15 protein-coding genes are annotated in these 13,757 nt (G+C 68.5%); 5 read left to right on the top strand and 10 right to left on the bottom strand.

Features of this window, described 5'->3' with window-relative positions; all coding sequences use genetic code 11:
* Entirely contained in the window at window positions 1–573 is a 573-nt protein-coding gene (locus tag K0O62_RS15570) for a winged helix-turn-helix domain-containing protein (RefSeq protein WP_073858672.1), read from the bottom strand.
* A 61-nt stretch (window positions 574–634) separates the two neighbouring features.
* On the bottom strand, window positions 635–1,387 hold the full coding sequence (locus tag K0O62_RS15565) for a MetQ/NlpA family ABC transporter substrate-binding protein (RefSeq protein ID WP_073858671.1): 753 nt from the start codon (window positions 1,385–1,387) through the stop codon (window positions 635–637).
* Between the two features lie 170 nt (window positions 1,388–1,557).
* Here K0O62_RS15565 and K0O62_RS15560 point away from each other — a divergent pair, with 170 nt between their 5' ends.
* Entirely contained in the window at window positions 1,558–3,012 is a 1,455-nt protein-coding gene (locus K0O62_RS15560) for an APC family permease (protein WP_073858670.1), read from the top strand.
* On the opposite strand, the gene K0O62_RS15555 is transcribed toward K0O62_RS15560, so the two are convergent.
* Together K0O62_RS15555 and K0O62_RS15550 are read right to left on the bottom strand one after the other, a co-directional pair.
* Window positions 3,009–4,292, bottom strand: a complete 1,284-nt coding sequence (locus tag K0O62_RS15555) for a cytochrome P450 (RefSeq protein ID WP_073858669.1) — start codon at window positions 4,290–4,292, stop codon at window positions 3,009–3,011. The two genes, K0O62_RS15560 and K0O62_RS15555, sit on opposite strands and share 4 nt — an antisense overlap.
* A gap of 50 nt (window positions 4,293–4,342) precedes the next feature.
* Window positions 4,343–4,765, bottom strand: a complete 423-nt coding sequence (locus tag K0O62_RS15550) for a DUF6188 family protein (RefSeq protein ID WP_073858668.1) — start codon at window positions 4,763–4,765, stop codon at window positions 4,343–4,345.
* A 258-nt stretch (window positions 4,766–5,023) separates the two neighbouring features.
* Here K0O62_RS15550 and K0O62_RS15545 point away from each other — a divergent pair, with 258 nt between their 5' ends.
* A complete protein-coding gene (locus tag K0O62_RS15545; RefSeq protein WP_073858667.1) occupies window positions 5,024–5,914 on the top strand; it encodes a cyclopropane mycolic acid synthase family methyltransferase in 891 nt (296 codons plus the stop codon).
* A 49-nt stretch (window positions 5,915–5,963) separates the two neighbouring features.
* Here K0O62_RS15545 and K0O62_RS15540 read toward each other — a convergent pair whose 3' ends face one another.
* Window positions 5,964–6,377, bottom strand: coding sequence for an acyl-CoA thioesterase (locus K0O62_RS15540; RefSeq protein WP_372512849.1), 414 nt, complete (start codon window positions 6,375–6,377; stop codon window positions 5,964–5,966).
* A gap of 98 nt (window positions 6,378–6,475) precedes the next feature.
* On the opposite strand from K0O62_RS15540, the gene K0O62_RS15535 reads away from it, so the two are divergent.
* Window positions 6,476–7,462, top strand: a complete 987-nt coding sequence (locus tag K0O62_RS15535) for a threonine ammonia-lyase (protein WP_073858666.1) — start codon at window positions 6,476–6,478, stop codon at window positions 7,460–7,462.
* Here K0O62_RS15535 and K0O62_RS15530 read toward each other — a convergent pair.
* Together K0O62_RS15530 and K0O62_RS15525 are read right to left on the bottom strand one after the other, a co-directional pair.
* Entirely contained in the window at window positions 7,430–7,651 is a 222-nt protein-coding gene (locus K0O62_RS15530; RefSeq protein ID WP_073858665.1) for a hypothetical protein, read from the bottom strand. The two genes, K0O62_RS15535 and K0O62_RS15530, sit on opposite strands and share 33 nt — an antisense overlap.
* A 167-nt stretch (window positions 7,652–7,818) precedes the next feature.
* Window positions 7,819–9,297: a peptide MFS transporter gene (locus K0O62_RS15525; protein ID WP_073858664.1), complete on the bottom strand. Its 1,479-nt coding sequence runs from the start codon at window positions 9,295–9,297 to the stop codon at window positions 7,819–7,821.
* A 266-nt stretch (window positions 9,298–9,563) separates the two neighbouring features.
* Here K0O62_RS15525 and K0O62_RS15520 point away from each other — a divergent pair, with 266 nt between their 5' ends.
* Entirely contained in the window at window positions 9,564–10,826 is a 1,263-nt protein-coding gene (locus tag K0O62_RS15520; protein ID WP_073858663.1) for a DUF7159 family protein, read from the top strand.
* 114 nt (window positions 10,827–10,940) lie between these two features.
* A complete protein-coding gene (locus tag K0O62_RS15515; protein WP_372512852.1) occupies window positions 10,941–11,678 on the top strand; it encodes a L,D-transpeptidase in 738 nt (245 codons plus the stop codon).
* Window positions 11,679–11,693: 15 nt separating this feature from the next.
* On the opposite strand, the gene K0O62_RS15510 is transcribed toward K0O62_RS15515, so the two are convergent.
* The 3 genes from K0O62_RS15510 to K0O62_RS15500 all read right to left on the bottom strand — a co-directional run bounded on the left by K0O62_RS15510 (window position 11,694) and on the right by K0O62_RS15500 (window position 13,736).
* Window positions 11,694–12,341: a sterol desaturase family protein gene (locus K0O62_RS15510; protein WP_073858662.1), complete on the bottom strand. Its 648-nt coding sequence runs from the start codon at window positions 12,339–12,341 to the stop codon at window positions 11,694–11,696.
* A complete protein-coding gene (locus K0O62_RS15505) occupies window positions 12,338–13,060 on the bottom strand; it encodes a FadR/GntR family transcriptional regulator (RefSeq protein ID WP_073858661.1) in 723 nt (240 codons plus the stop codon). Before K0O62_RS15505 ends, K0O62_RS15510 begins: the two co-directional genes overlap by 4 nt.
* A gap of 64 nt (window positions 13,061–13,124) precedes the next feature.
* A complete protein-coding gene (locus K0O62_RS15500; protein WP_073858660.1) occupies window positions 13,125–13,736 on the bottom strand; it encodes a peroxidase-related enzyme in 612 nt (203 codons plus the stop codon).
* Window positions 13,737–13,757: the final 21 nt, after the last annotated feature.

Below are 13,757 nucleotides of genomic sequence, written 5' to 3'. Positions count from 1 at the left end.
TCAGGCCCGGTGGCGATCCGCCGCGGCCGGTAGGTAGCGCACCTCGGGTCCCGGATCGAAGCGGTACCCGCGGCCCCGGATCGTGGTGATGACTCCGGCGTATCCGCCGAGTTTGACCCGCAGCCTGCGGACATGGGTGTCGACGGTGCGACCGGACAGCGCGGTGTGCTCCGCACCCGCGGTGCCGGCCCAGACTTCGCGCATCAGCTGCGCACGCGACACCGTCTGGCGCGGATGCTCGGCCAAGAAGCACAGCAGTTCGAATTCGAGGTAGCTCAGCCGTACCGGGGCCCCGCCGGCGCGGACCTCCCGACCGGCCCTGGCGATCAGCAGTCCGTCGAACGGTCGCGACGCCGGGTCACGGTCCGGCGCCGCCGCATCGTGGGCGGAGGTGATGACCGCGGGACGGACCCGCACTCCCGGCACCGAGTCGGCGATCACCCGGCCGAACTCGTCCGCCAACTGCGCGGTGCGCGCCGGTAGTTCGGTGAACCCTGCCGGCACGTCGAACACCAGCACCACCTGCACCGCAGCGGCGGAGTCGGTGGCCGCGGGCAGGCCTGCTTGGTACACCGCGCCATGATGCCGTACCGCAGGGGTGCCTGGCCACGGTTTCCCGCGGCGTGAGTGCAACTCAGAAGGCGGGCGTCACCTGACCGGCGTACGTGGACTCGATGAACCGTCGGGTCCCGGACCCGGTCAGCAGGTCGGCAAGCGCCCCGATATCGCGGTCGTCACGGCCGGTGGGGCCGGTGACCAGATACTCGGCGTAGGCCGGGTCGGCCGTGTCGCAGTGCAGCGCGGCATGGGTGCGCACATTGCGGTCCATGGCCTGCGGGCCGAACAGGAACACCGCATCGAAATCGTCGAGTGCGGTGTGCAACGTCCAGCTGGTCAACTCCTTGAACACCAACCGGAGCGGGTTGGCCCGGACATCGGCGGTGGCGCTCAGGTGCCCGGGCGCCGGCATGCACCCGATCACCCCGAGCCGGTCGAGCATCCGCAGCGACCGATCGGCGTTCACCGGATCCGACGGCAGCGCCACTTCCGCGAACTCGGGCAGCGCCGCCAGCTCTGAGATCCGGCTGGAATACAGCCCGAAGGGTTCGATGTGGACGGGAACCACCGGGACCAGCGCGGCGCCGTGACTCCGGTTGAACTCCTGCAGAAACGGCAGGTACTGGAAGTAGTTGGCATGCAACCGGCCGGCGGCCAGCCAAAGATTGGGCTCGTCGAAACTCTCGAACACGACCACCTGCAGGTCGACACCCAACGCGGCCAGATCCGGCCGGACGTTCTCCAGGATCTCGGCGTGCGGCAGCGGGGTGGCGCCGACCCGTAGGGGCCGTAGCCCTTTCGTGCTGACCGACCGCACGCTGCTCGTCATGACCCGAAGGGTACTGATGCCACAGCCGATCGCAACGCGGGTGGCCGCGCCGAATGTGTCGGATTGTTACGGCCTTTAACGCATGGTGACCGCAGCCCTGGTCGGTCACCGGCGGCCGACCTACGGTCTGCGAAGAGCAACGTCCAGGTCGGCAGGAAGAACGGTCTCCCATGTCTGAAATCACGACGGTACCTGAGCAACTGAGCGGTCCACCGGACCAGCCCGCGCGCAAGCTGCGGGGCAACCTCGGGGTGGCGTCGATCGTGTTCATGGTGGTGGCCGCGGCGGCGCCACTGGGCGTGATCGGCGGTGTGGTGCCGCTCGGGCTGGCTTCGGGCAACGGGGCCGGCTTCCCGGCGACGTTCGTCATCTCCACCTTGATCCTGCTGCTGTTCAGTGTCGGGTTCACCGCGATGACCCCGTTCGTCACGGAGGCGGGTGCGTTCTTCTCGTATGTCCGTCAGTCGCTGGGCTTTCCGACGGGCATCGGCATCGCGTTCGTCGCGATCGTCACCTACGTCGCGATCGAGGCCGGTGTGTACGGGCTGATCGGCCCGGCCGGTATCGGTGTCGTCGAGTTGCTCGGTGGACCCACCCTGCCCTGGTGGCTGTTCGCGGCCGCGGCTTTCGTGGTCACCACCTACCTCGGGTATCGGAACATCGAACTGTCCAGCAAGGTGCTGGCGGTGCTGCTCACCGCGGAGATCGCCATCATCGCGGTACTCGACGCGGTGATCGTGGCGCGTGGGGGAGCGCACGGCCTGTCCGCCGGCATCGTGACCCCCGATGCGGTGTTCTCCGGATCATTGGGCATCGGACTGCTTTTCGCCATCATCAGCTACGTCGGCTTCGAGGCCACTGCGATCTTCCGCGACGAGGCGCGGGACCCGGAACGCACGATCCCGCGGGCGACCTATCTGGCGCTGGTGCTGATCGGCGTGTTCTACACGGTGACCAGTTGGGCGCTCATCTCGGGCTGGGGCGACGAAGCCGCCGTCGCGCAGGCCACCGACGCCGGCGGCACCTTCCTCGGTGACACCGCCGCGCGCTACATCGGGGTGTTCGGCGCCGATCTGATCACCGTGCTGTACTTCACCAGCCTGTTCGCCTGCATCCTGGCTTTCCACAATGTGGTGTCGCGTTACGTGTTCGCGCTGTCACAGCGCAACGTCCTGCCCGAGTCGCTGAGCCGTCCGCACCCCAAACATGGCTCGCCGCACAAGGCTTCGCTGTGGATCTCGGGATTTGTCGCCGTCAGCGTGCTGCTCGCGGTGCTGTTCGACCTGGATCCGGCTGGGCAGTTCTACACCTGGTTCGCCGGCGCCACGACCGTCGGCGTCGTCATCCTGATGATCGCGACGAGCGTCGCGGTGCTGGTGTTCTTCGCCCGGGACCGGCGTGGCCATTCGGTGTGGCGGGTGTGGATCGCCCCGGCGGCGGGCCTGCTCGGTCTGTTGACCGCGCTGGCGCTCATCCTGTCGAATCTCAGCGATCTGGTCGGTGGGTCCGGCGTGCTGGCCTGGGTCATCGTGAGTCTGCTCGCGGCGGCGTTCGTCGCGGGTGCCGCCATCGGGGCGCGGGTCGGCCGGGAGGGGGCCCAGGCCGTTCGCCCCGCGGATCGCTAACCGCTCGGCGTCCAGCGCACCGGTAGCCGCTTGATGCCGTGGATGAACGCCGAGAGCAACCGATCCGGTTCGCCGTCGGCGCGGACATCGGGGACCTGGCGGTGCAACTCCTCGAACGCGACCGTGATCTCGCGGCGTGCCAGGTTGGCGCCGAGGCAGAAGTGCGCGCCGCCGCCACCGAATCCCAGATGCGGGTTGGGGCTGCGCCGCACGTCGAAGCGCCAGGGATCGGCGAACCGGCTCTCGTCGCGATTGGCCGACCCGTACCAGAGGGTGACCTTGTCGCCGGCCGCCATCGGCACGCCGGCGAGTTCGGTGTCGCGGGTCAGCGTGCGGCGCATGTAGGCCACCGGAGACGACCAGCGGATGATCTCCTCGACCGCGGTCGGTGCGAGCGCCTCGTAGTCGGACCACCACAGGTCGCGTTGGTCCGGGAACCGGCTCAGCGCGGCGACCCCGTGACTGATCGCGTTACGGGTGGTTTCGTTTCCGGCGACGACGAGCAGGATGAAGAACGACGCCACCTCCGCCGAGGTCAACCGCTCGCCGTCCACTTCGGCGGCGACCAGGGCGGTGGTCAGATCATCGCCGGGCCGGGCCCGCCGATCCTCGGCCAACGCCGTCGCATACGCGCCGATATCCATTGCGACGCGCGCGAACTCGTCGAAGTCGGTGGTCAGGTCGGGGTCACCGAACCCGAGGATGACGTTCGTCCAGTGAAAGATCGTGTCGTGGTCGCACTCGGCGATACCCATCATGTCGCAGATCACCTGCAGCGGAAGTGGCCCGGCCAGCGTCGCGACCACGTCGGCGCGGCCGTCGGGATGATCGGCGACCATCCCCGAGACGAGACGGCGCGCCCGGGCCCGCACCGAATCCTCGATCCGGGCGACCACGCGCGGCGTGAACGCACTCCGCACGATATTGCGCAGCCGGCTGTGCCGGGGATCGTCCATGGCGATCATCGATCCGAAGTACTCCGCGAGTTCGGGTGTCTGATCGCCCATCGTGATGTTCGGGCTCGAGCTGAACAGATCGGGATGACGGCTCGCGTAATGCACGTCGTCGTAGCGGGTGAGTGCCCAGTGACCGGCGCCGGCCTCCACCCCATCAGCGGTGATCGGACGGTGGAAGCAGACCGGTGCCTCGCGCCGCAACGTGGCGAAGGCGCCGTCCCGGAAGTCGTCGTCACGCTGCCAGAACCGCCAGGACCCGAGGTCGATATCGGCCAACGACACCGGCTGCGGCGGCGCTCCGTTCACCCGCTGCGCGATGGGCATGGCCGTAGCTTAGAGCCGCGGGGCACCGGGCGCCGGTGAATCGGCGCCGGTCAGTCGGTGGCCGGTTCGGGCAGGTCGTGACGGACCACCCGGACGCGGCCGTGCGGCAGGCAGGCGACATAGCCGTGGTGCTTGCCGTACAGCTCCCAGGAGGTGTGCGCATCGTCGCTGCGGACGTCGATGTGCTGCCCGCCGGAGAACCCCAGGTGCAGGCTGCCGTCTGCATCCCAGTCGGCGTGCGTGCAGGTCGCCCCGGCGAAATCGAAGAGCGGTTTCTGCTCGTTGCGCACGGCGGTCGGATCGATGGTCACGACCTCCGGCTCGCCGGCGCCCGCCATGCCTCCGATCTGCGGCAATGTCAAATCCAACGGGACGGAAATGACGAGTTCGTTGTAGTCGTCCAAGTTGAGCACCAGACCATCACGGAAGGTGATCCGCTGCAGGACGTGCCCCTGGATCCACTGGTCGGTCATGTTTCCACTGTGGGCCGTTGCCGGTGCCAATTCAAGGGACGCCCAGCGGTTCGCCCGTGCTCGCACCGATCCGGATTGTGATGTCCCGAGATTGCTGGTGAACGGCGCTGGTCACACGGGGTCAGTCGGCCGGGGGAGTGCGTCGGACTGTTCGCTGACGGCCGGGGGCCCCGCTTCCGGGCTAAACTTCACGCAAAGGGGGGAGGCTCGCACACCTGGCGAGCCGGTTCGAGTTCGCGCACGAGTGAAAGGGCTGCTTTGCCCGTATCCGAAAACCAGGTCCCGGGGGTCGGCCTGCGGCCGCATTTCGAGGACGTCCAGTCGCACTACGACCTGTCCGACGACTTCTTCCGTCTGTTCCTGGATCCCACCCAGACATACAGCTGCGCATATTTCGAGCGTGAGGACATGACGCTGGAGGAAGCGCAGTACGCGAAGATCGACCTGTCCCTGGGCAAGCTGGGCCTGCAGCCCGGCATGACCCTGCTCGACATCGGCTGTGGATGGGGCGCCACCCTGTGCCGCGCCATCGAACGCTACGACGTGGACGTCATCGGTCTGACCCTGAGCCGCAACCAGCAGGCACACGTCCAGGCCGTGTTCGACGGACTGGACACCGAACGCTCCCGCACGGTGCTGCTGCAGGGGTGGGAGCAGTTCACCGGCTCGGTGGACCGCATCGTGTCGATCGGCGCCTTCGAGCACTTCGGTGCCGGCCGCTACGACGACTTCTTCGCGATGGCCTACGGCGCGCTGCCGTCCGGCGGTTCGATGCTGCTGCACACCATCGTCAAACCCAGCGACGAGGAGTTCGCCGCCCGCGGACTGCCGCTGACCATGACGAAGCTGAAGTTCTTCAAATTCATCATGGACGAGATCTTCCCCGGCGGGCAGCTGCCGTTCGTGTCGGTGGTGCAGGACCACGCCGTCAAGGCCGGGTTCGAGGTGCAGCGGGTGCAGTCCCTGCGACTGCACTACGCGCGGACCCTGACGATCTGGGCGGATGCGCTGCGCGAGCGCCGCGACGAGGCCATCGCGATTCAGTCCGAGGAAGTCTACGACCGCTACATGCGGTACCTGACCGGATGCGCCGAGCTGTTCCGGGACGGCTATACCGACGTCTGCCAGTTCACCCTGTACAAGCCGTGATTTGTGGAGTGTTACCCGGACTCATCCCGGTAACACTCCGCAAACCCGCTCAGCGAGCTTCCAGCGCCTCGCGCAGACGTTCGGGCAGCGGTCGTTTCACCCAGGTGTCGGTGGACACCACGACGTACACATTGCGCCCGCGGACGGCGACCTGCTCGATACCGTCGGTGTCCGGGGCGGACCGCAGCACCGTGAACGCGATGGCGAAGCTGGTGATGCCGACGTGGTCGCAGACGGCGTCGACGCGCACATCGTCTCGCCACCGGACCGATGCGAGGAAATCGATCTCGCTGTGCACGACCTGGAAATCGACGCCTGAGGAGATCAGTTCGGGATAGCTCACCGACACCTCGTCCAGCAGCGCGGTGCAGGCCTCGTCGAACCAGGTGAGGTAGTGGCCGTTGAAGACCACACCCTGCTGGTCGATTTCGGCGTAGCGAGGCACCACTTTCAGCGACGTCACCCGAATTACGATGCACCACAACTACGCCGGACCACAAACGGCGCCTCCGTGCCGCGCGGCTACCATCGATCTGTGATTCTCTTGCCGGCGGACCCCCGATGAGCGCGCCCACCCTGGTCACGGTCGACGACATCCGGTCGGCCGCCGAACGGTTGCGCGGCAGCATTCTGCGTACCCCGCTCATCCCGGCCGCCTGGGCGGACCCGGCCCGCCCGCTGTGGATCAAACCCGAGAGCCTGCAGGTGATCGGCGCGTTCAAGGTCCGCGGCGCATTGAACGCGATCAGCCGCATCGACCCGGCGGCACGCCGGCGCGGTGTCGTCGCGTACTCCAGCGGGAACCACGCCCAGGCCGTCGCCTACGCGGCCGCGCGCTTCGGTATCGAGGCCCACATCGTGATGCCGGAGGAGACCCCCGAGATCAAGGTGGTGCGCACCCGCAGTCACGGCGCCCGGGTCGTGTTGTGCGAAGCGGGACAGCGCGAGGCGGTGGCCGCCCGACTGGTCGCGGAAACCGGCGCCACCCTCGTGCCGCCGTTCGACCACCCGGACATCATCGCCGGCCAGGGCACCATCGGACTGGAGATCGCCGAGGACCTACCCGACGTCGCCACCGTGTTGGTTCCGGTCAGCGGGGGTGGGCTCGCCTCCGGTATCGGCACCGCGATCCGGGCATTGTGCCCGCATGCCGAGATCTTCGGTGTGGAACCGGAATTGGCGGCCGACACCGCGGCGGGCCTGCGCCGCGGCAGTCCGGTCAGAATGTCCATCCAGGAGCGTAACCGCACCATCGCCGACGGTCTGCGATCGGAACCGTCGGAGCTGACCTTCGCGCATCTGCAGCATGTGCTGACCGATGTGCTGACCGTGTCCGAAGACGAAATACGTTCCGCGGTTGCGGAACTCGCGGTGCGGGCGCGTCTGGTCAGTGAGCCCAGCGGCGCGGTCGGGCTGGCCGCCTACCGGCGGCACGCAACTCCGGCCGGCCCCACCGTGGTGGTGCTGTCCGGCGGGAACATCGAACCGGCGCTGCTCGCCGACATCGTGGGCGCCTCAGCAGCGGTCGGGGTTGACCAGGGGCACTGACACCGCGCAGCCGTGGCGCGCGCTGTGCGCCCAGGCGTCCTGTTCGGCGGCCGCCTTGAGGCGCCGGCGCCGGCCCGACCACCCGCACGTACAGCCCGCGGTGGAATCGCCCCACCCGCAGTTGAGCACGTACGCCGTGCCCGGCCCGGTGGGTCCGGTGAACAGGTCTTCGGACAGCACGGTTCTCATCGGGCAGTTCTCCTTCGCCAACCTGACCTCGGTGTCAGTGGACGTACGCGCTGCGCGCACTTCGATTCTCCGCCGAGCTCGCAGCGTTTGACCGGGTGAGCGCATCACGAGTCGGCGTAGATCCCGTCAAGCTGTGGTAACCGCCCTGCGGTCGCGCAGTCGACGCGCTAGTGCACGCCCTCCATCAGGCGGCTGATGCGGCCGGTGAAGGCCAGCACGATCAGGCCCGCCGCGATCGCGACCAGCCCGAGAATGCCGAAGTACGCGAACTCGTGGGCCGGGTCGTAGTAGCCGGCCAGCACCCCGGACATCGAGGTCCCGAGTCCGACCGAGAAGAAGTACAGCGCCATCATCTGCGCCCGGAACGCGTCGGGGGCGAGTTGTGTCGTGACCGCCAGGCCGATCGGCGAGATCATCAGTTCCGAGACCGCGAAGACCGCCATGATGGCGACCACCAGCAGCGCGGGCACGGCTCGCCCGGTGGTTCCGGCCATCGGCAGGAACAGCAGGAACGCTGCGCCCATACCGATGACGCCGTAGGCGAACTTCCGGGGTGTGGTCGGCGCCCGCCGGCCGAGCCGGGTCCACATGACGGCGAAGACGGGCGAGAGCAGGATGATCCAGACCGGCTCGATCGACCCGATCCAGTTCGACGGGGCCGTCCAGCCGAAGATCGACCAGTTCATCCGCTCGTCCGAATACACCGCCAGCACGGTGAAGATCTGCTGGAACAACGACCAGAACACCGCGTTGGCGATGAACAACGGGATGAACGCGCTGATGCGGGTCCGTTCCAGCACAGACACTCTCGGACTCTTCAGCATCAGCACGAAGTAACCGATGGACGCGACGATGATGACGCCGGTGGTGACCTGGGACAGATTGGCCAGCGTCACCAGACCGGTGGCGAACGCGGCGACGACCACGACGATCACCCCGACGAGGATCCCGACGGCCGGCAGCACACCGGAACGCGGCAGCGGGTTGGGCACCTCGCGCCCGTGGCTGCCGAGGTTACGGCGGAACACCACATATTGGGTCAGGCCCAGCGCCATACCGATTGCCGCGGCGCCGAATCCGTAGTGGAACCCGACACGGGTCTGCAACAGCCCGGTGATCAGCGGACCGATGAAGGCGCCCAGGTTGATACCGAGATAGAACAGGGTGAACCCGCCGTCGGCGCGGGCGTCGCCCTTGTCGTAGAGGGTGCCCAGCAGGGAGGACGCGTTGGCCTTGAGCGCCCCGGAGCCCAACGCCACCAGCACCAGACCCGTTGCCACACCGGTTAATCCCGGCAGCACCGCCAGCGCGATATGGCCGAGCATCACGACGATCCCGCCGTAGAACACGGTGCGCTCCATACCGAGCACCCGGTCGGCGAGCCAACCGCCCAGCACCGTGGACAGATACACCAGTCCGCCGTAGGCCCCGACGATGCCGGTGGCGGTCGCCTTCGACAGCTCCAGGCCGCCATCGGTCGCCGAGTAGTACAGGTAGTAACCCAGGATCGTCAGCATCCCGTAGAAGGAGAAGCGTTCCCAGAGTTCGACACCGAACAGATTGGCCAGTCCGATGGGATGGCCGAATATGGTGCGGGATGTCGGGTGCGCGGCCCCGATGTTCCCGGCGTGGTCCTCCCCAGTCATTACCTCACCTTCGCACGGCGACGGCGGGATGCGGATGCGGTCGGCCCGAGTCACACCCGCCCGGAGCGACGCTTGCGCGACGGGCAAATTCGAGCTCACGCGGTAACGTCGGCGGGCTTGGCATATGGCAAACCCCGACCGAGGGCAATGTCGCGCACGGGTGGGTCCCGGCAGGCTTCCGGATGTAGTGTCAGCCCGGTAACGGGACGATGACTGCAACGTCTCGATGGTCGCGCATGTGCGACCGAGGGTCCGAAGGGGTTCATGTGGACGCGGTGCTCGGCTTGTCGATGACAACTCGATCGCTGTCTGTCGTGGTGGTGGGCGGAGACCCGGACGACGGCGACGGGCACCGGGCCGGCGGTCCGCAGGACGCTTTCGAGATGGCCGTCGACGGCGCCGACGTACGGGCGGCCAGCGAGCAGGCCGCCGCCGCGGTGGAGGCGATCGCCGCGTCGCACGGCCGGCGACTGACGTCCATCGGTGTCACCTGGAGCGACGACGCGGACGCCGAGGCGTCTCTGCTGATGGAGTCGCTGACCGAATCGGGCTTCGGCAACGTCGTCCCCATCCGGCTGCCGGAGGCCACCGAGGCCTTGGCCCGGGGGATGGCCGATGTCATCGGATACCGCACCAGTGCGGTCTGTGTGCTGGAACCGGATACCGCCATCGCGCTGATCGTGCACACCGATGACGGCGCGGTGCAGACGGCGATCAACCACACGATCGACTCCGACGAGAGTCTGATCGGCTGGCTCAGCACGGTGTTCACCCGGGCCGACTGGCAGCCCGAGGCGCTGGTGCTGGTCGGGTCCGCCGGTGGCTTCGACGCGGTCCTGCCGCGCCTGCAGGAGGCACTCTCGGTTCCGGTGTTCGCACCCCCGGAGGCTCCGCTGGCGCTGGCGCGGGGAGCCGCGCTCGCCTCGACGCACAGCGCCGACCTGCCGCTGGACACCGGGTCGTTCACCGCTGGGCCCCGAGGCGGCCGGCACAGCGCAGGGGGGCGTCGTCCGTCCCCGTCGCAGGCCTTCACCGGGCTGTTGGCCGCCGGTGTGCTGACGTTCGTGGTGTCCGCCTCCGTCGCGGTCGCGGTGCAACTGTCGCCGCGCCAGACGGCCCCGCCCGAGCCGGTCGCCACCGCGGAGCGGGTTTCCGTACCGGCCCCGCCGTCCCGGGTACCGGCTCCTGTGCCGGTGCCCCCGGCCGAGGCCCCGGTCATCGCCGAGCCGGCCGAGGCCGTCGCACCCGTTGTCGAGCCGGTCGTCGAGGCGGTGCCGCCGCCGGTCGAGGTCGTTCCCGTACTGGATACCGCCCCCGTCCAGCTGCCCTATGAGGCACCCGTCGAGGCGCCCGCGCCGGCGCCGCCGCCCCAGGTGCTGGCCCCACCGCCGGTGGCGCCGCCCCCGGTGGTGTCGCCGGTGTACGAACCGCCCAAGAAGCCGCTGCTCCAGCGGATCAGGGATCGGTTGCGGCTCGGTGGGGACGAGCAGGGGCCGCCGGCGGTCATCCGGCCGCCGTCCATGGGCTGACCAGCCGAAGCGGTCGCCGGCTAACAATTTCCGGACCCGGCACGATCTACCATGTAGTCAGCACGCCAGGTCCGGAAGTCCGGAATCAGGGGAGGTTCACCGAGCTTGCGCAGAATTTTTCAGAATCTGCTGGTCGTCGCGGGGGTTGTGGCGCTGGTGTCGTCGACGTCGACGGCCACGGGTTCGGCCGCGGTCCACACCCAGGGCGCCGCGGTGGCGGTGTCCCCGGCGGCCGGTGACGTCGTCGGTGTGGCCTATCCGGTCACCGTGACCTACCGCGGACCGGTTGTCGACCGGGCGTCGGCCGAGCGGGGCATCTCGTTCTCGGCGCCCACGGTTCCGGACGGCAGCTACGAATGGCTCGATGATTCGACCGTGCGTTTCACCCCGACCGAGTACTGGCCCGCGCACTCGACCATCACCGTGCAGGCCGACGGCTTGAAGACGTCCTTCGAGACCGGCGCCCAGGTGGTCGGCGTCGCCGACATCAGCGCCTACACCTTCACCGTGAGCATCGACGGCGAGGTGGCCCGGGAGATGCCGGCATCGATGGGCAAGCCCAAGTTCCCCACTCCGGTCGGCCGGTTCACCGCGCTGGGGAAAGAGAGCGTGGTCGTGATGGATTCGCGCACCATCGGCATTCCACTGGACGACCCCGAGGGCTACAAGCTCACCGTCTACGACGCGGTCCGGGTCACCTGGGGCGGCGTGTACGTGCACGGCGCGCCCTGGTCGGTCGGATCGCAGGGCTATGCCAACGTCAGCCACGGCTGCATCAACCTGAGCCCCGACAACGCCGACTGGTATTACAACAACGTCAGCATCGGCGACCCGATCATCGTGCAGGCCTGAGGTTTTCGCGAACCGTCACGCGTCGGCGTGCAGGTTGCGCGCGGTCGGTGAGGACTCGACGGTGCCCGGATCGGGGTAGGTGCCGAGCATCCGATCCGCGGTACCGCTGCTGGTCACCGTGAACCAGTAGTGCTCGTTCTTGAAGTGGTGCTGTCGGTGATTGCGCCAGATCGACCGGTAGACGGCGGTTTTGGGTTTGTAGTCGGTGTGGATCAGATAGTGGCACCACTCGTAGCCGATGCCGAGCAGGGTGAGGAACACCAGGAACGTCAGGCCGCGGCCCAGACTGGGGAACGCCGTCAGTGCGATCGTCACGGCCAGCGGCAGGATCCACAGCAGCGACCGCCACGGGATGAACACCAACGGCAGGTCGCGCGGTTCGACATGGTGGGCCCGGTGTTCGCGGGCCAGCAGCGGATCGACTGTCACACCGGCGATCCGGCGCGGCCGCCAATGCAGGATGACGACGTGGATCACCCACTCGGCGAACGGGAACACCGCGAGCATCACCAGCGGCAGCACCAGATCGGTGCGTTGCCAGTCGCCGACCGCGATCCGGGCGCCGGCCGCGGCGGCCAGGGCGCCGGCCAGCATCCACGGCGAGGGATGGCGCAGAAACTCCCGGCCCGCCTGGGTCAGGGTGAGGCCGCGGCGGGTGCTCATCGCGGCACCTCCAAGTCGGTGAGGGCGCCGAGTAGCGCGGTGGTGGCGGGTTCCAGCAGGGCGCGGGCCGCGCCGGCCGCGGCCTCGGGATCACCGGCATCGACCGCGGCGGCGATCGCGCGGTAGGCCTCGGGCCGGTCGACCTCGGCGGCCATCATCGCGGCAAGTGCGGGCAACGCCGGCTCGTAGGTGGCCCGCAGCGTGTTGTACATCAACCGGAACGCGATGGAATCCGCGGCGTCGACCAGGTGATCCCAGAAGGTCAGAGCGTGCCGTTGCCGTTCGGTGGGATCGCTTGCGCCGTGCAGCGCCTCGATGGTGGCGTCCAGCAGGCCGGCGAGCTCCGGGCCCCGCCGGGCCGCGGCCAGCCCGGCGACCTTGGGCCCGTTGTGCAGGCGGGTCTCCAGGATGGAGCGCACCACCGCGGTGTCGAGTTCACCGGCGGAGAACAGCAGCCGGGGGAGCAGGTCGAGTCCGGCGTGCCTGCGGAAGTCGCGCACCGTGGTGGTGTCACCCTGCCTGACCTCGACCAGACCGGCGGCGGTGAGCCGTTTGAGGGCTTCCCGCACCGCGGGCCGGGACACCCCCAGCACCTCGGCCAGGCGGCGCTCGCTGGGCAGCGGGTCGCCGGGCTTCATCTCGCCGCTGAGCACGTCGGCGACGATCTGCTCGAACACCTCCTCGGGCACCGAGCGCCGGTTCACCGGTTGCAACGCCATGGGCTCAGCCTGGCAGCGTCACGGTAAGAGGTCAAGTGGTCAGACCAATTATGTACCGGGTGGGCTACTGCCCGGGGATGCCGGTGTACTCCGGGTTCGGCGGCACCGCCAGCGCGATGCCGATCCGGTTGGTGGCACCGATGAACGCCGCGATCGAGATGCCCTCCAGGATCAGGTGATCGTCGAGGCCCAGCTCGCGCAGCCGGGCGAAATGCTCCTCGCGGATCTGCTGGGGATGGTTGTTGACCAGCACCGCGAGGTCGCCCAGCGCACGTTCGCGCTCGGTGAGTTCGGCGACCTGGGTGTGGTCGATGGCCACCCGCTGGCCGAAGGACCAGTCCCCGGCGACCTTGCCCAGCTTGTTGGCGTGATTGGTGTGGCAGTAGGCGCACCGGTTCTCACCGGACACCACGGTCGCGATGACCTCGCGTTCCCGCTCGGTGAGCCCGCCGCGCCCGTCGGTGCCCAGCAGCGGCAGCAGATAGCCGTTCAACCGCTCCAGGTCGCCCTCGTTGAGCGACAGGGCGCGGAACCAGTTGGACGTCAGGCCCTCATCGCGTTGCTGCTTGGCGAAGAAGCCCTTCACGGCGGGCCGTTCCAGCTCGTCGAGGGTGGGCACCTGGAGCCTGGAGATGGCGGCCGGGGTCAGGGCGGGGGCATCAGCGGTGGCGGTCATGGGGATGACCCTGCTCGCAAT

Origin of the sequence: Mycolicibacterium diernhoferi (assembly GCF_019456655.1) — a bacterium.
In the GTDB taxonomy this organism is placed as follows: Bacteria; Actinomycetota; Actinomycetes; order Mycobacteriales; family Mycobacteriaceae; genus Mycobacterium; species Mycobacterium diernhoferi.
The sequence above is the reverse complement of the archived record's forward strand: the minus strand, read 5'-3'. Positions and strand labels throughout refer to the sequence as shown.